General features: G+C 38.2%; 21 protein-coding genes. All 21 read left to right on the forward strand.

Annotated elements, in window-relative coordinates:
• Positions 1–15: 15 nt before the first annotated feature.
• The 21 genes from dnaJ (at position 16) to era (ending at position 18,901) form a co-directional block, all read left to right on the forward strand.
• Entirely contained in the window at positions 16–1,173 is a 1,158-nt protein-coding gene (gene dnaJ, locus AC4HCY_RS11150) for a molecular chaperone DnaJ (protein ID WP_323430505.1), read from the forward strand.
• A gap of 129 nt (positions 1,174–1,302) precedes the next feature.
• Positions 1,303–2,241 carry a 50S ribosomal protein L11 methyltransferase gene (gene prmA / locus AC4HCY_RS11155; protein WP_491094284.1) on the forward strand — a complete coding sequence of 313 codons (939 nt, stop codon included), beginning with the start codon at positions 1,303–1,305 and terminating at the stop codon, positions 2,239–2,241.
• A 1-nt stretch (position 2,242) separates the two neighbouring features.
• A complete protein-coding gene (locus tag AC4HCY_RS11160; RefSeq protein ID WP_491094285.1) occupies positions 2,243–2,986 on the forward strand; it encodes a 16S rRNA (uracil(1498)-N(3))-methyltransferase in 744 nt (247 codons plus the stop codon).
• A gap of 175 nt (positions 2,987–3,161) precedes the next feature.
• On the forward strand, positions 3,162–4,469 hold the full coding sequence (gene mtaB / locus AC4HCY_RS11165) for a tRNA (N(6)-L-threonylcarbamoyladenosine(37)-C(2))-methylthiotransferase MtaB (RefSeq protein ID WP_491094286.1): 1,308 nt from the start codon (positions 3,162–3,164) through the stop codon (positions 4,467–4,469).
• 70 nt (positions 4,470–4,539) lie between these two features.
• On the forward strand, positions 4,540–4,884 hold the full coding sequence (locus tag AC4HCY_RS11170; RefSeq protein WP_255228385.1) for a histidine triad nucleotide-binding protein: 345 nt from the start codon (positions 4,540–4,542) through the stop codon (positions 4,882–4,884).
• Positions 4,885–5,014: 130 nt separating this feature from the next.
• Positions 5,015–5,191: a 30S ribosomal protein S21 gene (gene rpsU / locus AC4HCY_RS11175; protein ID WP_255228384.1), complete on the forward strand. Its 177-nt coding sequence runs from the start codon at positions 5,015–5,017 to the stop codon at positions 5,189–5,191.
• Between the two features lie 26 nt (positions 5,192–5,217).
• Positions 5,218–5,661: a GatB/YqeY domain-containing protein gene (locus AC4HCY_RS11180; RefSeq protein WP_255228383.1), complete on the forward strand. Its 444-nt coding sequence runs from the start codon at positions 5,218–5,220 to the stop codon at positions 5,659–5,661.
• 309 nt (positions 5,662–5,970) lie between these two features.
• The gene (locus AC4HCY_RS11185) at positions 5,971–6,216 is read left to right on the forward strand and encodes a (2Fe-2S) ferredoxin domain-containing protein (RefSeq protein ID WP_323430501.1); all 246 of its coding nucleotides are present in this window, start codon (positions 5,971–5,973) and stop codon (positions 6,214–6,216) included.
• Between the two features lies 1 nt (position 6,217).
• Positions 6,218–7,918, forward strand: coding sequence for a [Fe-Fe] hydrogenase large subunit C-terminal domain-containing protein (locus tag AC4HCY_RS11190; protein ID WP_491094287.1), 1,701 nt, complete (start codon positions 6,218–6,220; stop codon positions 7,916–7,918).
• The gene (locus AC4HCY_RS11195) at positions 7,919–9,088 is read left to right on the forward strand and encodes a SpoIIE family protein phosphatase (RefSeq protein ID WP_323430499.1); all 1,170 of its coding nucleotides are present in this window, start codon (positions 7,919–7,921) and stop codon (positions 9,086–9,088) included.
• A gap of 100 nt (positions 9,089–9,188) precedes the next feature.
• On the forward strand, positions 9,189–9,683 hold the full coding sequence (locus AC4HCY_RS11200; protein ID WP_323430498.1) for an NfeD family protein: 495 nt from the start codon (positions 9,189–9,191) through the stop codon (positions 9,681–9,683).
• Position 9,684: 1 nt separating this feature from the next.
• Complete coding sequence (gene floA / locus AC4HCY_RS11205) at positions 9,685–10,677, forward strand: flotillin-like protein FloA (protein WP_323430497.1); 993 nt, start codon at positions 9,685–9,687, stop codon at positions 10,675–10,677.
• 40 nt (positions 10,678–10,717) lie between these two features.
• Positions 10,718–11,098: a hypothetical protein gene (locus AC4HCY_RS11210; protein WP_323430496.1), complete on the forward strand. Its 381-nt coding sequence runs from the start codon at positions 10,718–10,720 to the stop codon at positions 11,096–11,098.
• A gap of 94 nt (positions 11,099–11,192) precedes the next feature.
• Positions 11,193–11,465: a sporulation protein YqfC gene (yqfC, locus tag AC4HCY_RS11215; RefSeq protein WP_255228376.1), complete on the forward strand. Its 273-nt coding sequence runs from the start codon at positions 11,193–11,195 to the stop codon at positions 11,463–11,465.
• A 12-nt stretch (positions 11,466–11,477) separates the two neighbouring features.
• Complete coding sequence (gene yqfD, locus AC4HCY_RS11220; RefSeq protein ID WP_323430495.1) at positions 11,478–12,656, forward strand: sporulation protein YqfD; 1,179 nt, start codon at positions 11,478–11,480, stop codon at positions 12,654–12,656.
• Between the two features lie 27 nt (positions 12,657–12,683).
• Positions 12,684–13,676, forward strand: coding sequence for a PhoH family protein (locus AC4HCY_RS11225; protein WP_333783245.1), 993 nt, complete (start codon positions 12,684–12,686; stop codon positions 13,674–13,676).
• A gap of 15 nt (positions 13,677–13,691) precedes the next feature.
• On the forward strand, positions 13,692–15,749 hold the full coding sequence (locus AC4HCY_RS11230; RefSeq protein ID WP_323430494.1) for an HD family phosphohydrolase: 2,058 nt from the start codon (positions 13,692–13,694) through the stop codon (positions 15,747–15,749).
• Positions 15,750–15,776: 27 nt separating this feature from the next.
• A complete protein-coding gene (ybeY, locus tag AC4HCY_RS11235) occupies positions 15,777–16,253 on the forward strand; it encodes an rRNA maturation RNase YbeY (protein WP_333783244.1) in 477 nt (158 codons plus the stop codon).
• Positions 16,254–16,481: 228 nt separating this feature from the next.
• Positions 16,482–17,534 (forward strand): DUF3048 domain-containing protein, encoded by a 1,053-nt coding sequence (locus AC4HCY_RS11240; RefSeq protein ID WP_323430492.1) that lies wholly within the window; start codon positions 16,482–16,484, stop codon positions 17,532–17,534.
• Between the two features lie 4 nt (positions 17,535–17,538).
• Positions 17,539–17,937 carry a cytidine deaminase gene (locus AC4HCY_RS11245; RefSeq protein ID WP_323430491.1) on the forward strand — a complete coding sequence of 133 codons (399 nt, stop codon included), beginning with the start codon at positions 17,539–17,541 and terminating at the stop codon, positions 17,935–17,937.
• A gap of 67 nt (positions 17,938–18,004) precedes the next feature.
• A complete protein-coding gene (gene era / locus AC4HCY_RS11250) occupies positions 18,005–18,901 on the forward strand; it encodes a GTPase Era (protein ID WP_323430490.1) in 897 nt (298 codons plus the stop codon).
• Positions 18,902–18,909 lie beyond the last annotated feature (8 nt).

An 18,909-nucleotide genomic window follows, 5' to 3' on the forward strand; every position in this document is an offset into this window, starting at 1 on the left:
CAAGGTGGTGTTAGCATGGCAACAAAAAGAGATTATTATGAGGTCTTGGAAGTAGATAAGAGCGCTTCTGAAGATGATATAAAAAAAGCATACAGGAAATTGGCCAAGAAATATCATCCTGATGTCAATCAAGGCAACAAGGATGCAGAGAATAAGTTTAAAGAGATTAACGAGGCTTATGAAGTATTAAGCGATAAAGATAAACGCGCTAAGTATGATCAATTCGGGCATTCTGCTTTTGATCCTAACAGCTTTGGAGGCGGAGGCTTCGAAGGCTTTGGAAACTTCTCCGGCTTTGGCGGCTTTGGAGATATATTTGATACGATATTCGGAGACGGCGGCTTTGGATTTTCTACTTCAGGGAGGAGTAGAAAATCCGGGCCTCAAAGGGGCAGTGATCTGAAATATGAGCTGGAGATAGAATTTGAAGCTGCTGCTTTTGGGGCCAAGAAGGAGATAAATATCGCCAGAAATGAGACCTGTACGGTATGCAGTGGCACCGGGGCTAAAGATGGAAGCGGTGCAGAAACCTGCAAGACCTGTGGAGGCACAGGAGAGGTACGCCATATTCAAAATTCGCCCTTTGGGCGTATTGTAAATGTTCGCCCCTGTGAACAATGCCACGGAGAAGGCAAAATAATAAAGAATCCATGTACCACTTGCCTTGGAAGAGGAATAGTGAGGAAAACGAGGAAAATCACCTTGGATGTACCTGCAGGTGTTGATAATGGTTCTATCCTTACCTTAAGAGGTGAAGGGGAACCAGGGCTAAAAGGCGGCCCAAACGGGGACTTATATATATACCTAAAGGTAAGGCCTCATAAAATATTTAAAAGGGAAGGTTCAGACCTGTTCTGCGAAGTGCCTGTAACCTTTGCTCAGGCAGCTTTGGGCGGTAAGATCAATGTGCCCACATTAGAGGGAAATACTGATTATAGCCTGGAAGAAGGAACTCAAACAGGAACTACCTTTAAGCTCAGAGGCCAAGGCGTGCAAAATTTGAAGCGCAACACTAAAGGCGATTTATATTTTACTGTGAAGGTTCAAATACCCAAAAAACTGAATGAGAAACAAAGGGACCTTCTCAGACAGTTTGCAGATGCAAGCGGTGAGAATACCGGCGATCTTGGCAAATCTTTTTTCGGCAAAGTTAAGGATGCCTTTGGAAAATAAGCAGCACGCGGTGCTGCTTATTTTCATAAATTTGGATTGGACTCTGATCTGAATATATTGTAAAAGAATATATAATTATATATAATATGATAAGTATTTTGAATTATTCTATTATTGAGGAGAGCAAATATGAATTACATAGAGATAAGTGTTTTTACCACTACAGAGTCCAGCGAAGCAGTGTCTTACCTCCTGGAGGATGAAGGCGCTGCAGGAGTTGCTATAGAAGATCCCAATGATTTTATATCCCTGAATCATAATAAGACGGATTGGGATTATGTAGAACCTGAATTGATCCAGGCCATGGGAACAGATGTTAAAGTAAAGGGTTATTTTCCCGAAACCGTATATTCGGCAGCTTTGCTTGAAAATATTCAATCGAGAGTCGACTCCTTATCTGATTTTGGCCTTAATAAAGGCAAAGGGGAATTGGCAACCAGGATTGTTAAAGAAGAAGATTGGTCCACAGCCTGGAAGCAGTATTTTAAACCCTTTAAGGCAGGAGAAAGGGTTGTGGTAAAGCCTACCTGGGAGAGTTATGACGGGCAGGACGATGATATAGTGGTTGAAATCGATCCTGGCATGGCTTTTGGTACAGGAAATCATGAAACCACATTGATGTGCATAAAGCTGTTGGAACGCTATATCAAAAAAGGCTATAAGGTATACGATGTTGGCTGCGGATCAGGCATATTGGGAATAACTGCGGCAAAATTGGGAGCTCATAGCGTTTTATGTGTAGATTTGGATGGCGTAGCTTGTAAAGTAGCTGCGGAGAACGTATCTGTCAATAAAGAAGATGATAAAATCAAGGTCAAGAATTGTAACCTCCTGGATGCAGCATCAGCGAAGGCGGATCTGATTGTTGCCAATATAATAGCTGATATCATTATGGATTTTACTCCTCAAGCATTGTTGTTCCTGAAGCCCGGGAGAGTATTCATATCATCCGGCATAATCTTAGACAGGCAGGATGAAGTGATTAAAGAATTGAAAAAGCATGGATTTGATATTTTGGAAATAGAGCAGATGGGTGAATGGTGCGCAATAGCTGCGAAGAGGGATTAATATGCATCGATTTTTTATTAGTAAGGATAATATTAAAAAGGGAAACATAATTATTACCGGTGACGATGTCAGCCATATATCGAGGGTATTAAGGGTTAAGCCTGGTGATGATATAGTGGTATGTGATGGTCAAGGCATGGATTATAAGGTTGTAATTGAAAACATCGATAAATATGCGGTTAGGACAAGAATACTGGAGAGCAGAGCATCTGATGGAGAGCCTGGGATAAATGCGGTGCTTTTTCAGGGTATTCCCAAAAGCACTAAAATGGACGTTATCATTCAGAAGTGTACGGAAATCGGCGTGAGAAGGATTGTACCCGTTGAAACTGCCCGAACCGTAGTTAGACTGTCAAGTGAAAAGGATGGAATAAAAAAGGTTGAGAGATGGCAAAGAATTGCCGAGGAAGCAGCCAAGCAAAGCGGCAGAGGCATTATACCTAAAATTGACATGCCTAGAAGCTTCTATGAGTCTTTGGCAGAAGCTGCGGAGCTTGACATATCTCTAATACCTTACGAATTGGAGAAAAATAATAATCTAAAAATGAGTATTCATGGTAAAAAAGCAGAAAGTATTGGAATCTTTATCGGACCGGAGGGCGGATATGAAGATTTTGAGATAAAGTCAGCATTAGACAAAGGCGTTGTCCCTGTTACGCTTGGACCTAGAATATTAAGAACCGAAACCGCAGGCTCTGCTGTTTTAAGCTGTATAATGTATGAATTTGATGAGATGCAATATTAGAACTCAGGATTTAGAGCTCAGAACTCAGAAATGTTAGGGTATTATTCCTTTTGGGTCAGAGGATTGCGTGAACCAGGTACTGCTTTGCTGACTGATATAAGAGCGGATTGTGAAGGAACTTAGAGTTTGTTAGTAAAGTAATTATTGACGTAAAATCAAGACTGGAGGAAAAACATTGAATAAAGTAGCTTTTTATACTTTGGGTTGCAAGGTCAATCAATATGAAACCGAAGCCATGATAGAAGCATTTGAAAATGCGGGCTATGAGATAGTAGAATATGATGGCTATTCAGATATTTATATAATAAATACATGCACTGTAACCAATATGGGAGATAGGAAATCCAGGCAGATAATAAGGAGAGCTTTGGAATATAATCCAAAGGCTTTTATTGCAGTGGTCGGATGTTATTCTCAAATCGCCTCTGATGAAATTTTAGGCATAGATGGGGTAAGGCTAGTTCTGGGAACAAATGAACGTTCCAAAATAGTACAGCTGGTGGAAGATGCTCAAAACGTTGAAGACAAGATCAGTGTTGTGGGAGATATAATGGAGATAGAAGAATTTGAAGATATGAATATTAAGCACTATAAAAGCCGCTCCAGAGCTTTCATAAAGATTCAGGAAGGCTGTGAACAATACTGCACATACTGCATAATACCCTATGCCAGAGGTCATATCAGAAGCAGGAAACCGGATAGCATAATAGAAGAGGTTAAGATTCTGGCTGACAGCGGATATAAAGAAGTAGTATTAACAGGCATTCATGTGGGGTCTTATGGAAGAGATCTGGGCGATATCGGGCTGATAGATATAATACAAATGGTCCATGATGTGGATGGCATTGAAAGGCTTAGAATGAGCTCTGTTGAGCCTAAAACCTTTGATGATGATTTTTTGAGAAGACTTCCTCATCTGAACAAGCTTTGCAGGCATTTTCATTTGTCATTGCAAAGCGGCTGTGATGAGACATTGAAGAGGATGAACAGGAAGTACACCACACAGGAGTACATGGAAGTTGTAAAAAAATTGAGAAGCATATATCCTGAAGTAGGCATAACAACAGATATAATCGTAGGATTTCCGGGAGAGACACAAGAGGAGTTTGAAAAAACTGTCCAATTTGTTAAAGAAGTTTCCTTCAGCAGCATGCACATTTTTAAATTTTCACCCCGAAAAGGAACCCCGGCTGCAAAGTTTAAAGGGCAGGTCAGCGCGCAGGTTAAGGAAGAGAGAAGCAAGATTATATTCAATATTGCAAAAGAAAATCAAATGAAGTTTATGAATAGCTTTATAGGTAAATCTTTAAATGTACTTTTTGAGCAAAAAATCGATGAAAACAGCAATTATTATGAAGGATTGACAGATAATTATATAAGAGTAATGGCTGAGACTGCATATGATATTAAGGGTAAGATAATTAGCACAAAAATTAAAGGCATAAATAAAGACATGATGTTGGGAATTTTGGAAAAGATTTAGTATCTAGAAGGATTTTTAAATGTTTTGTTGAATAATTCTCTAAGCCTATTTAGGGAGGTGATATATTTTTATGGAAAACTGTATCTTTTGTAAAATAATAAAGGGTGAAATACCATGCAGCAAGGTATATGAGGATGATAAGGTGCTGGCATTTAACGATATTAACCCGGAAGCTCCGGTTCACGTGCTCATTGTCCCCAAAACTCATGTCCGATCTATTATGGATCTAAATGAAGATGGATATCTGCTGATAAGTCATGTTTTCAAGGTCGCTTCTAAGCTTGCAAAAGATCTGAACATTGATGAAAAAGGTTTCAGAGTAGTAAACAACATCGGAGAGAATGGAGGACAAACAGTTCCCCACATACATTTTCACCTTTTAGGCGGCAGGCTTTTGCAATGGCCTCCCGGTTAAATTAGTCAAACCTTTTATTGACACCTGATTAGCATGTACTGTATAATAAAATATGTGTTTAATTTATCCCACTTTTTATGCAGTTAAATTTAACCTAGTGATTGTTACCAGCGGAGGGAGGGTGAGTTAGATGTCTGAAATTAAAGTTGGTGAAAATGAATCTTTGGAAAGCGCATTGAGACGTTTCAAGAAAAAATGTGCTAGAGCTGGAGTGCTGGCTGAAGTTAGAAAAAGAGAACATTATGAGAAGCCTAGTGTAAAAAGAAAAAAGAAATCTGAAGCAGCTAGAAAGAGAAAATTTAAATAAAGTTTTATATAAAAAGGATGGTTTAAATGTCTCTAAAGCAAGTTTTACTGGATGATATGAAGGCTGCAATGAAAGATAAAGACACCTTAAGAAAAAATGCCATCACTATGGTGAGGGCAGGAATACTTCAGATTGAAAAGGATAAAAAGACAGAACTGGATGATGAAGCTATTCTTGAAGTTATTGCAAAGGCTGTAAAGCAAAGAAAGGATTCCATACCGGAATTCGAAAAAGGCAATAGACCTGACCTGGTGGAGGATTTAAAAAGGGAAATTGATATTTTGATGGCCTACCTTCCTCAGCAGCTTAGTGAAGATGAGTTAGACAGCATTGTTTCACAAACAATATTTGAAGTTGGAGCTCAAAGTGCCAAGGATATTGGAAAGGTGATGAAGGCTCTTTTACCTAAGACCAAAGGCAGGGCAGATGGAAGATTGGTAAATGAATTAGTTAAAAAGCATTTAGATTAATTCTGATTAATAAACCTGAAATCTATAGATTTCAGGTTTTATAATAATGCATAAAAAAGTTTGGATTTCCTTAATAAGCACTGGAACTTAAGAACTTTGCAAGAAAAGCCTTGTTGATTTATTAAATATTTCAATGAGGCTTTTCTTTTAGCTCAAAATGTAAAATCTATTAATCACTGAATTAAGATTCAGTGGGTGTGCGATCCCCTTCTGAATGAAGTCTCGTTCAACTATAGACAAGATGGGGAGATAATTGTTACAATATAATTGTTAAATAATTAACTACAGTAACTGACAGGAAGTGAAGAAATGATAGAGATTAGTGTTTGTATAGGAAGTTCATGTCATATTAAGGGTTCATACAAGGTGATAAAGAGCCTGCAAGAGCTTATAGCCAGATATTCTATGGATGAACAAGTGGACTTAAAGGCATCCTTCTGTCTCGGACATTGCGCTGATGGTGTTGTAATCAAGGTAGGAGATAGATATATCAATAGCGTTAATCCTCAAAATGTGGAAAGTTTTTTTAGGACATTTATTCTGGAGAGTGAATAATATGAATGCAATAAAACTGTCAAAAACTGATTGTAAAAACTGTTATAAATGTGTCAGACACTGCCCTGTTAAAGCGATAAGGATTAAGGATCAACAGGCTCAAATCATAGAGGATATGTGCATTGTATGCGGCACTTGTTTAAAAATATGCCCTCAGAATGCAAAGTATATCAGAAGTGATATCGGAAAAGTCAAAGAGTTTATTTCTCAGGGTTTTACAGTTATTGCAAGCCTTGCTCCATCATTTATTTCCCTGACCGATAGCCCGGAAAGATTGATAGGAGCGATTAAAAAACTCGGATTTTCTGCTGTTGAAGAAACTGCAGCAGGCGCCAGGCTGGTTTCACAAAAGTATAAAGAGATTGTGGAAGCCAAGCCCGGAGAGAATGTTATTTCCACAGCTTGCCCGACTATTAATTATTTGATTCAAACATACTATCCTCATGTGGTCGGCAATATGGCTGAGGTAGTATCACCTATGATAGCTCATGGCAAGATGATAAAGAAGAGAAGGGGAATGGATGCCAAGGTTATATTTATAGGTCCTTGTGTGGCTAAGAAGCATGAGAGTGAAGAGCCGCAATGTGAAGGATTTGTCGATGCTGTATTGACCTATGATGAGCTTTATCAGTGGTTTGAAGAGGAAAATATAGATATATCCCAATGCCGGGAAGCGGAGCTTGATAATGAAGAACCAGGAAGCAGCAGATTTTATCCCATGCCCGGTGGCGTGCTCATGAGCATGGGATTAGATCGGGAAATTCAAAAAACTATGAGTATAGATGGAATAGATGAATGCATGGATATATTGGAATATCTTTCTTCAGGCAAAGGGATTAAAGGTGCTTTTTTAGAAATGAATGCTTGCAGGGGTGGCTGTCTCAATGGTTCAGGATGCAATAAATTAAAGAAAGGGATTCTTGAGGAAAGAAGGAAACTCATCGAATTTGCGGTTAAAAGCCGGGCTGCGAATAAAAACAAGGGTGATAAAATAAAGCTGGACAAGGTATTTTCAGGGAAATCGCCTGATGCTAAAATGCCCACTGAAGATGAGATAAGAGGAATATTGAAGAAAATAGGGAAACCCGGCAAGGAGAAAGAATTTAACTGCGGTGCATGCGGATATAATTCATGCAGAGAGAAAGCCATAGCGGTATATCAGGGAAAAGCAGAGTTGTATATGTGCCTTCCTTATATGAAGGAAAGAGCAGAATCTATTTCGAACATAATAATAAGCAACACCCCTAATGTAATAATGGCAATAAACGAAGATTTTGAGATACAGGAATTTAATAAATCTGCCGAAAAGATGTTCGGCCTTAGCCGAGCTGATATAATAGGAAAAAAAGCCTATGATTATTTTGATGTATATGAATTCATATGCTTAATGGAATCGGGCGAGAGCTTGATCACTAAGAAAATCAGCTTTGATAATTACGGAATAAGAACCCAAGCCACAATAGTACGTTTGAACGAGCATGGGCTTATTTTAGGCATTTTTAAAGATATAACGGAGGAAGAAAAGCAAAAAGAAAAAGATTTCAAGGTCAAGAACGAATCTATTAAGCTGGCTCAAGATGTAATAGATAAACAAATGTATGTAGCACAGCAAATAGCTAGCCTTTTGGGCGAAACCACGGCGGAGACAAAGGTTTCGTTAAGCAAGCTAAAGGATATTATGTTGAAGAGTGAGGAAAGTTAAATGGCATTTTTTGTTGACGTGTCTGTACGCAGCTTAAACAAGCACAATGAAGAGCTTTGCGGTGATAAGGTTGAAGTAATAAGGACAAGGGAGTCCGTAATAATTATACTGTCGGACGGTTTAGGGAGTGGTGTGAAAGCCAACATTCTGGCAACGCTTACATCTAAAATAATTGGTACTATGCTTAAAGAAGGGGCTTCCATTGATGAGGCCGTTGATACTATTACACAGACTCTTCCCATATGCAGTGTAAGGCAAGTGGCATATTCTACATTTACCATATTACAAATATTTAATGATGGACATGCTTATATAGTAGAATTCGACAATCCTTCCATAGCATTTTTCAGAGGCGGGGAAGCTGTTAGCCTGCCTTGGGAAGAAAGAATCATTCATGGAAAAAGGATCAGAGAGTCAGAATTGCAAATATTTAAAGAGGATATTTTTGTCATGTTCAGCGATGGCGTAGTTCATGCGGGAGTAGGCAAAATACTGAATATGGGATGGCAATATGACAATGTGCTGGAGTATATACAAAAAAACGTTAGGAAAAATCCTTCCGTAAATATGCTGGCAGGACAGATAATAAGCGCTTGCAGCAGCTTCTATCAAGGTGAGCCGGGAGATGATACCACCATTGTAGCTGCAGAGATCAGACAGCCAAGCCATTTATCAATAATGGCAGGTCCTCCTTCTGATCCCTCTATGGATGCTGCTGCAGTCAAGTCCTTTATGGATTGCCCCGGAGCCAAGGTTGTTTGCGGCGGAACTACTGCAAATATTGTCAGCAGATGCATAAAAAAGCCCATAAAAACTGTTTTGGAATATGAAAGCCCTGATATACCTCCTATAGCATATATCTCAGGAATTGATCTCGTTACAGAAGGTATTATTACTTTAAACAAAGTATTGAAAAATCTTAAAGATATCAATAAAGGTGCTATGGAGCAATACAATTTTATATATAGATATAATGACGGTGCATCTAAGCTTACAAGAATGCTGCTTGATAGATATACTCATATAAACATTTATATTGGAAGGGCGGTTAATCCGGCGCATAAAAAACAAGAATTTTCAGATGCTTTAGGTATAAAGACGGAAATTCTGGAGTTGCTGGCAGAAAAATTAGATTTATTCGGAAAAGAAGTAGTAAAAATATATTATTAATAGAAATGGTTATAAGACTGGTGTATAATAATATTAATATATTATAAACTTTATAATTGAGTTTATAATCGACTCGATGAATCTAAAGGGGGTAAATGTTTTGTTTGGCGATTGGAATGCGCTGACGGTTTTTCTATATGTGCTTGGATTGGTGCTGCTTGCTATTGAAGGTTTGATGCCCGGTTTTGGAGTGGCAGGAGTATCGGGGATAATATGTGTTATTATCAGTGTGGCAATGATCACTTCAAGCATATATGAGGCTTTATTGCTTATCATTGCCACAATAGCGATACTTGTATTAGTAATTGTAATGATGTATAAACTAGGTTATGGAAGTAAGTATATGAAATTTCTTATATTAGATACAGAGCAAAAACAAGAAGAAGGCTATACAAGCTCCGAAAAGGATGTTTCTTTTATAGGAAAAACAGGTGTTGCGGAAACGCCTCTCAGACCTTCCGGCGTAGTGACAATTGACGGCAAGAGAACAAATGCTCAATCTCAAGGCGAATTCATAGATAAAGGGGCAAAAGTCATTGTTTCGGAGGTTGACAGCATGAAAATTATAGTAAAAAAATCTGAGGAGGAGATTTAATATGGATTTGATAATACCTATTCTGATCATATTTGTTATCATTTTAGGAATAACCATATTCCTGAGCTTTGTACCTATCGGGCTATGGATTTCATCATTAGCTGCAGGCGTAAATGTAGGCATATTTAATCTGGTAGGAATGAGGCTCAGAAGGGTCATTCCCAGCAGGATAGTCAATCCGCTGATCAAGGCCAGAAAAGCCGGTATTGGGGTTTCTGTCAATCAATTGGAAGCCCATTATCTGGCAGGAGGAAATGTCGATAGAGTGGTAAATGCTCTTATCGCGGCACAAAGAGCTCAGATAGACCTGAGCTTTGAGAGAGCAGCGGCTATAGATCTGGCAGGCAGAGATGTGCTTCAAGCCGTTCAGATGAGCGTAAACCCCAAGGTTATTGAAACTCCAGTAGTAGCAGCAGTTGCCAAGGACGGAATTGAAGTCAAGGCAAAAGCCAGAGTTACAGTGAGAGCCAATATCGATAGACTGGTAGGCGGAGCCGGAGAAGAGACGATAATCGCCAGGGTAGGAGAGGGAATAGTGACGACAGTAGGCAGCTCTGAAAGCCACAAGGCCGTCCTGGAAAATCCTGATTTAATTTCAAGAACTGTTTTAAACAAAGGTTTGGACTCCGGTACAGCCTTTGAGATTTTATCAATAGATATTGCGGATGTAGATGTAGGGAGGAACATAGGTGCCCAGCTTCAAACAGACCAGGCTGAAGCAGATAAGAGGATAGCCCAGGCTAAAGCAGAAGAAAGGCGTGCCATGGCAGTTGCAAAGGAGCAGGAGATGAAGGCAGGGGTTCAGGAGATGAGGGCAAAAGTTGTTGAAGCCGAAGCCGAGGTGCCCAAAGCTATGGCGGAAGCTCTAAGACAAGGGAAAATGGGCGTGATGGACTATCTGAATATGCAAAACATTCAAGCTGATACTCAGATGAGGGATTCAATATCGAAATCCGGCAAGAGCAGTGATGCATCAATTAAAGATAAAAAGTAAATTCCTGTACGGAGTTTAGGATAAAGGCAGGGAATGCATATTGAAAAGTATATGGATATTTATATTGATTTCTATTATTGCCAATATCATAGGCACTATAGGCAAAGCCAATCAAGAGAAGAAGCCAATGCCATCATCAGCGAAAAAAACTAAGAACGCGGACCATAAGGATCGAAATATGGCTCCGGAAGCAAATCACCAATATAGCAGCGGTTTTGAATATGATGATAGGACAGTACTGCAGGGCGCAAGCTGGGATGATAACAGAAGCAATTCTTACAGGGCTGCAGAGGAGAATCCTATTGAAAATGAATCTTTAGGCGGGCTTGAAGAACCCTATGATATAGGATTATCGGAGCTTCAGCATGCCATAATAATGTCAGAGGTTCTTGATAAACCGTTAGCGCTGAGAAGAAGATAAGACGATCTGATTTAAAAACACATGAGCGAAAACCTCATGTGTTTTTTGTTCTAAAGAGTGGGCTTTGTCATAAATTTATTATGAGGTGTATGTTATGAATTCAAAGTCATATAAGATAAAGGAAAAGATATCAGATGCTTTGGAACTGCCTAAAGATATTACTTTAGACATACCTAAGATTTCAATATTGGGCACCGATAGTGTATTAATTGAAAATCATAAGGGGGTCATAAGCTATTGCGATAATCAGATAAGAGTAAATACAGGATGTGGGGTATTGACAGTTTCGGGACAGAGGCTGACTATCAAATCAATAATACAAGAGGAGATTATAATAACAGGAAATATAAGCAATGTAAGCTATTGATGGGGTGATGCTTTGTTTATTCTTAGATTATGGAATTATTTTTGCGGATATGCTATCATAATAATAAAAGGCGTTAAGATTGAACGATTTATTAACTTAGCTGTAGTAAACGGCATATATATTTGGGATATAGAAAAAATAGACTATACGACTATAAAAGCCAAAATAAATCTTAAAGATTTCTCAAAGCTTCGTATTATAGTAAGAAAAACTGACAGCAATATTAAAATAATAGAAAAATGCGGTGTACCTTTCAAAATGAAAACAGTAAAAAAAAGGAAATGGTTTTTCTTTGGATTGGGTGCATTGTTTGTTTTTTTATATATTTTAAGCTCTTATATATGGATGATTGAGATTCATGGATTAAAAAGCTTAGATGAGCAAGCTGTTATGGACAATTTGAACATTGCAGGCTTAAGGATCGGAATAAGCAAGAGAAGGATAGACAAGCGAGAAATCGAAAATAGCATGTTGATAAAAATGCAGGACCTGACCTGGATCGGCTTGGAGATAAAGGGGACAAAAGCCTTTGTAACTATTGTAGAAAAGGGACCGGAGCAGCAGCCTATAAGCAGGGAGGATCCATGCGATATCGTTGCCGTTAAAAATGGTGTTATAGAAAAAATACTTATCCTGAATGGTGACGGTATGGTGAAAGACGGAGATACCGTACAAAAAGGCCAGGTTCTGGTGTCCGGTACAATAATAAGAGGTGATCTGCCAAATCGCTATGTCCATTCCATGGCTGAAATTCATGCGAGGACGTGGTATGAAGAGGCAGAGGAAATCCCCTTTGAACAAATCGAATATAAGAAAACAGGGAAAGCCTTTAATACCTACGCGATAGAAATAATAAAGAAAAAGTATGAGAGGAATAAGAAAATACCTTTTGAAGAATATAATAAAAGTCACAGAGAAATGCATTTATTAAATTTTGGGAGCTATGTTTTTCCTATAAAGCTGATCATTACCAGGTATGAAGAGCTTAAGCCTTTAGATATAAGATTGAATGAAGATGTGGCAAAGGCCAGATGTGAGGAACGATTGAATGCAAGAATAAAGATGCAAATTCCTGAAGACGCGGTTATTCTTGGGAGTAAAATAGAGTATTTTGTTAATGAAAAATCGGTAATGGGCAAAATATATGTTGAAGCTCTCGAAAACATAGGCACTAAAGCAAAAATAAATTAGATTTACTTAAAGTAGGAGGAGTATAGTTTGACAAGTGGCACATCAGAGGGAAAGGTTATATTAATGGATATGGATAAAACAAAGCTATTGTTCGGAGATTTTGATCAGAACTTATCATTGATTCAAAATGAATTCGGTGTAGACGTGATATTAAGAGATGACGAGCTCAGAATCATTGGAGATAACGATAATGCATCCATGGCTCATAAAGTTATAAATATGCTGATAAAGAAGCTTGACGAGGAAGGTGGCATAAGCAGCCATACTGTTGATTATGCAATCAGGTTGGTCCGTGACGGTGAAGATAAAAAGACAGCAGAGCTCAGCGGGATAATCATTACGACAGCCAGAGGAAAAGTGATAAGATGCAAGACCCTTGGACAGAAAAAGTATATTGATGCAATAAAAAATAATGAAGTGGTATTTGCTATAGGACCGGCAGGTACCGGAAAAACATATTTGGCAATGGCAATGGCAATCAAAGCCTTTAAAAATAAAGAAGTAAACAGGATTATCCTTACTAGACCTGCAGTTGAAGCCGGGGAAAAGCTGGGCTTTCTTCCCGGAGACTTGCAAGACAAAGTAGATCCTTATCTTAGACCTTTATATGATGCATTGTACGATATAATGGGGGTAGAAAATTTCCAAAAAAACATGGAAAAGGGCTTGATTGAGGTGGCGCCTTTAGCCTACATGAGAGGCAGAACTTTGGATGATTCATACATCATCTTGGATGAAGCTCAAAACACTACCCCGGAGCAAATGAAGATGTTCCTGACCCGATTGGGTTTTGGTTCAAAGGCTATTATTACAGGCGATGTCACTCAAATAGATTTGCCCAAAGGCAGGTTTTCGGGATTAAAGGAAGTTGAAGATATATTAAAGGACATAAATGGAATAGATTTTATTCATTTGGGAGAGAAAGATGTTGTAAGACATAAGCTTGTACAGCATATCATAAAAGCTTATGAAAAATATGAAGAAGAGAATGCGGAAAATAATGAATCCTTTATCGAATAAGCGTGGAGGTGAATTATGGATAAACAAAAGAAGCTTAAGCCAGTGAATGCTTGGACCAATAATAACCTCACGAAAGCTTCAGTGCTGGTTTCCATGTTTTTGATCATATATATAGTCTTAATAATTACCGCAGCTCCAAAACAGTATATCTTGAATATTGGGGATATTGCGGATATTGATATTGATGCACCGGCTAACATGGTTGATAAGGCAGCGACAGAAATCAAGCGTAAAGAAGCTGAAAATATGGTTCAGCCTATTTATAGAGTAGATTTGACAGTGCAAATAGAGCTTGAAAAGCAAATCAACCTGTTCTTCAATCAGCTGGAGGAGCAAAGAATCCTGGAAGAGTTGAGTATAGAGCAAAAACTTGAAAGCTTAGGAAATAATCCTGCCATAGTTTTGGACAAGGAAGACTATGTATCATTGCTTAATTGCTCTCAGCAAGATTTATTACAGGTTAAGGAGAATGTCAAATACCTTATCAATCAGATATTGAATGAAAGGCTCAGCGAAATGCAGATTGAAACCAAAAAAGAGGAAATAGCCGATTTTTTTTCAAAGCTGCCTAAAAGAAGCAAACTGAACGACGTAGGCTCAAAAATCGCTATGACAATAATAAAGCCAAATCTCTTTTATGATGAAACAGAAACAAATTTGAGAAAAAGTGAAGCTCGGGCCGATATTGATGAAATCCTGATAAAAAAAGGCACAAGGATCATAAGCAAGGGTCAAGAAGTCAACAGTCAGCAAATACAGCTGCTGAAGGCCTATGGGCTTCTAAAGGATGAAAGCGGCAATGGTTTAAGGATTATTTTATCGTACGGAGCTTTAATAATGGTTTCCATGATAATATTTTGTTTATATATATGGCGTTTTTGCCCTAATATTTGGACAAGCAATTCGGCATTGCTTTTGACAAGCATCATCATCGTTATTATTCTATTAATAGCAGTTGGAACAAGACATATTTCATTTTATATAATGCCTATACCTGCCTGTGCGTTTATTATAACAATCCTCGCAGATACCAGAATAGCTATTATAGTAAACGTACTGATGACTATAATAGTAGGATTTGTCACAGATTTTAATAACGCTTTGATGATATCTGTATTGCTTGGAGGGATTTTGGGTTCTATCATAGTTTCAAAAACTCATCATAGAAGCATGGTTATTTATGCCGGATTAGCAGTAGCATTTATAAATGCTTTGTCTATCTTTAGTTTTGGGCTCATCAATAATATTGAGACCAAATCCTTTATCTATGATGTCAGCTATGGTATTGTAGGCGGGATTTTTACTTCAGTGCTTACAATCGGCTTACTACCTTTTTTTGAATCTGTATTCGACATTATAACACCAATGAAGCTTCTTGAGCTATCCAATCCCAATCAGCCGCTGCTGAGACGGCTTTTGATAGAAGCCCCCGGAACCTATTATCATTCCATATTGGTAGGCAATCTTTCTGAAGCTGCTGCAGAAGAGGTAGGAGCAAATGCTTTGCTTTGCAGAGTCGGCTCATATTATCATGATATAGGAAAGCTCAAAAGACCTTATTTCTTTAAAGAGAATCAATTAACGCAAGAAAATCTTCATGATAAAATTTCTCCCAGCTTAAGCGCATCGATCATTATTTCTCATGTAAAAGATGGAATAGAAACTGGCAAAAAATATAAGTTGCCGTCCAAAGTCATCGATATAATAGGTCAGCATCATGGAAATACTCTAGTAGCCTATTTTTATCATAAAGCTATAGCTTCCCAGAGTGAAGATTCGGTGGAGGAAGATAAATTCCGCTATCCTTCATTGAAACCCCAGAGCAAGGAGGCTGCCATAGTTATGTTGGCAGATTCCGCCGAAGCTTATATCAGGTCCTTGAGCGAACCTACAAAGGATGGGGTAGAAAAAGGAGTAAGGAAAATACTTTTTGAAAAAATAAATGACAATCAACTCAGCGAATGCAGCTTGACCCTGAGGGATATAGAAAGCATTGTCGAGGCTTTTGTAAAGGTTTTGGCGGGCATCTTTCATGAAAGGATAGAATACCCTGAGAATCTTAAAGAAGATTAAATATCAGTGAGAATGGGAGTGGATATATTGACAGTATTAATTGATAGCCGCCAGAGCATATTGGAAGTTGCTGAGGACATGGAGAATTTTATAAACGGGATCGTAAAAGGCGTATTGAATTATGAGGAATGGGATCAAAACTTTGAAATCAGCATATCTTTTGTAGACAATCAAGAAATACAGGCTCTTAATAAGAAATTTAGAAATATTGATAAACCCACAGATGTTTTATCGTTTCCCATGCTGGAGTTTGAAGATGAGTCTAAGGATGGCCCGGAAGAACATTTCGAAGGAGAACAGCCGTTAGGGGACATAGTTATATCTGTAGAAAAAGCTATTGAGCAGGCAGGGGAATATGGGCATAGCAAGGAACGAGAGATCGCATTCCTTTTGGTCCATGGAATGCTGCACCTTTTGGGGTATGATCATGAAGACGGGAAAGATGAAATATTAATGTTCAAGAAGCAAGATGATATTTTGAATATATTGAAAATCAGCAGATAGGAATGAAAAATAAAAAATAAGTATTACTGAATTAGTATAATGCTATAGGTCATATACTTTCCCGTCATTGCGAGAAACTTTAGTGACGAAGCGATCCAGGGTAAAAAAAGCATATGCCGTCATTCTGAGTGCAACGAAGAATATTAGTTAGATTCTTTACTCAACTTAGTTTCGTTCAGAATGAAAGTTGTAGGCTTTTCACAGTAAAATAATGAAAGAAGGGTTAGAATGAAGTCATCCTTGAGGGCTCTCTTAGTAATTGTTGCAATAATTGGAATATTAGCGTCTGCCTGTAAACCTAAAGCAGAACCGGTAAAGCCGGATGAGGACACGGAAACAAGCACAACGGGTGAAAATGGACCTATAGGAGAATCGGCTCAGGAAAATAAATTTACCTGTTCCCTTACCGGCATGGCAGTGACGGATGAAGCAGAAATAAAATACAGGCCTATTGCTGTAATGCTAGATAATGAGATAAGCGCCAGGCCTCAATCCGGTTTGAGTGAAGCCGACATAATTTATGAAATGCCTGTAGAAGGCAATATCACCAGGTATATGGCCATATACCATCATATTTCTTCGGAGAAGATCGGACCTGTGAGGAGTGCAAGACCATATTTTATTGACAAAGCTTTAGAGTTTGGTTCTATTTATGTTCACTGCGGAGGCAGCCCTCAGGCATTAAGCGATATTAAAACATTAAAGGTAGATGCATATAATGATCTGACCGGTACTCCGGTTTTCTGGCGGTCGACTGACAGAAAAATGCCCCATAATCTATATACCAATACAAGGATGATGAGGGAGGTATCCCTGAATAAAAAGCTTGAAAATAAAACCGCCCCTCAATACTTCAATTTTAACGATGATTTTGTAATACCTGATGGTGGAGATGGACAAAAAATTGTTATAAATTATGATAAAAGATATAAGGTCTCATATATATATAATAAAGAGGAAAAAGTATATTATCGGCAGATAAACGGCGATAATATGAAGGATAAGGAATCTAAACAAGACATTAAAGCAACTAATATTATAGTCGAAAGAGCAGGGGTAAAAGTGTTAGATAAGGTTGGAAGGCTGGAAATAAAAAATATTGGCAAGAACAGGGGCTATCTTTTAACGGGCGGAAAGCTTATTGAAATAGAATGGGACAAATCCAGCCGAAGCGGCAAAACTATATATAAAAATGTAAAAGGGGAAGAGATCCTTATAAATAAAGGCATAACCTGGATTCAAGTAGTTCCAGAGTATGTCAAAATAGAATTCGGAGAGTGATCAAATGAGTTATGACTTTTTGATTGAGAAGGCCAAAGAAGCGAGGGAGAAGGCCTATGTGAAATATTCCAACTTTAAAGTCGGAGCCGCACTTCTCGGTAAATCCGGCAAGATATATACCGGATGTAATATTGAAAATGCATCTTATGGTGCTACGATATGCGCTGAGAGGACAGCCTTTACAAAAGCAATTTCAGAAGGCGAGAAAGAATTTGAGGCCATTGCAATTGTCAGCAGCAGCGATGATATTACTTATCCCTGCGGTATATGCAGGCAATTTATGTCTGAGTTTGGGTTGGATTTGAAGCTTATTTTTACAGATGGACATAAAATCGTGATATATAAATTGAGCGATCTTTTGCCTTACGCATTTACCGAATTTGAGGCAATCAAGGAAGTTTAGAAGAGATATCGGCAATTTATCATCCAGAGCAATGATTAAAAATAAAATGATGGAAGGAGGAGATGATATGGATAGCGGTTTTAGATCAGGCTTTGTGTCTATAATAGGAAGACCTAATGTGGGAAAGTCTACGCTTATAAATACATTTATGGGTGAGCGGTTAAATATTATATCCGATAAGCCCCAAACTACCAGAAATACTATAAGGTGTATATTGACGCAACAGGATCATCAGATAGTTTTTTTAGATACACCGGGAATACATAAACCCAAGCATAAGCTGGGTGAATATATGGTAAGTGCTGCTGTGCAATCCTTAAAGGGTGTTGATGTAACTGTGGTTCTGATCGATTGCTCTGCCCAGATTGGAAGCGGAGATATATTCATATTTGATACTGTTAAGAATGTTAAGACGAGAAAAATATTGGCATTAAATAAGATTGATAAAATATCAAAGAGAGAATTGGAAGGCGTTCTGGCAAAGATTACACTATATGAAAATATATTTGACAGCATAGTACCCATATCCGCTAAAATGGGGAATAATACAGATGACTTGATAAAAGAAATAGTGAAATTCTTGCCTGAAGGACCTATGTATTTCCCTCAAGACATGATAACGGATGTTCCTGAAAGGTTTATCGTCGCCGAATATATAAGAGAAAAAATACTTCTGTTGGCCAGAGAAGAAATTCCTCATGGAACTGCAGTTGAAGTGACTTCCATGAAAGAGAGAAAAGACAAAGATATAATTGATATAGATGCCACCATATATTGTGAGAAGGAGTCACACAAGAGGATAATAATAGGGAAACAAGGGTCGATGCTTAAAGCGGTAGGAAGCAAATCAAGAGTTGATATAGAAAATTTATTGAACTGTAAAGTGAACCTGCAGCTCTGGGTAAAGGTTAAAAGGGATTGGAGGGACAGCTTATCGGCTCTAAAGGCCTTAGGTTATAATTAGAGGTGTAA

This window comes from Lutispora sp. QWL-02, assembly GCF_058315355.1.

Coding starts and splice junctions, on each gene's coding strand:
- dnaJ (WP_323430505.1), top strand. CDS start 16: ATGGCAACAAAAAGAGATTATTATGAGGTCTTGGAAGTAGATAAGAGC.
- prmA (WP_491094284.1), top strand. CDS start 1,303: ATGAATTACATAGAGATAAGTGTTTTTACCACTACAGAGTCCAGCGAA.
- AC4HCY_RS11160 (WP_491094285.1), top strand. CDS start 2,243: ATGCATCGATTTTTTATTAGTAAGGATAATATTAAAAAGGGAAACATA.
- AC4HCY_RS11170 (WP_255228385.1), top strand. CDS start 4,540: ATGGAAAACTGTATCTTTTGTAAAATAATAAAGGGTGAAATACCATGC.
- rpsU (WP_255228384.1), top strand. CDS start 5,015: ATGTCTGAAATTAAAGTTGGTGAAAATGAATCTTTGGAAAGCGCATTG.
- AC4HCY_RS11180 (WP_255228383.1), top strand. CDS start 5,218: ATGTCTCTAAAGCAAGTTTTACTGGATGATATGAAGGCTGCAATGAAA.
- AC4HCY_RS11185 (WP_323430501.1), top strand. CDS start 5,971: ATGATAGAGATTAGTGTTTGTATAGGAAGTTCATGTCATATTAAGGGT.
- AC4HCY_RS11190 (WP_491094287.1), top strand. CDS start 6,218: ATGAATGCAATAAAACTGTCAAAAACTGATTGTAAAAACTGTTATAAA.
- AC4HCY_RS11195 (WP_323430499.1), top strand. CDS start 7,919: ATGGCATTTTTTGTTGACGTGTCTGTACGCAGCTTAAACAAGCACAAT.
- floA (WP_323430497.1), top strand. CDS start 9,685: ATGGATTTGATAATACCTATTCTGATCATATTTGTTATCATTTTAGGA.
- yqfC (WP_255228376.1), top strand. CDS start 11,193: ATGAATTCAAAGTCATATAAGATAAAGGAAAAGATATCAGATGCTTTG.
- AC4HCY_RS11230 (WP_323430494.1), top strand. CDS start 13,692: ATGGATAAACAAAAGAAGCTTAAGCCAGTGAATGCTTGGACCAATAAT.
- AC4HCY_RS11240 (WP_323430492.1), top strand. CDS start 16,482: ATGAAGTCATCCTTGAGGGCTCTCTTAGTAATTGTTGCAATAATTGGA.
- AC4HCY_RS11245 (WP_323430491.1), top strand. CDS start 17,539: ATGAGTTATGACTTTTTGATTGAGAAGGCCAAAGAAGCGAGGGAGAAG.
- era (WP_323430490.1), top strand. CDS start 18,005: ATGGATAGCGGTTTTAGATCAGGCTTTGTGTCTATAATAGGAAGACCT.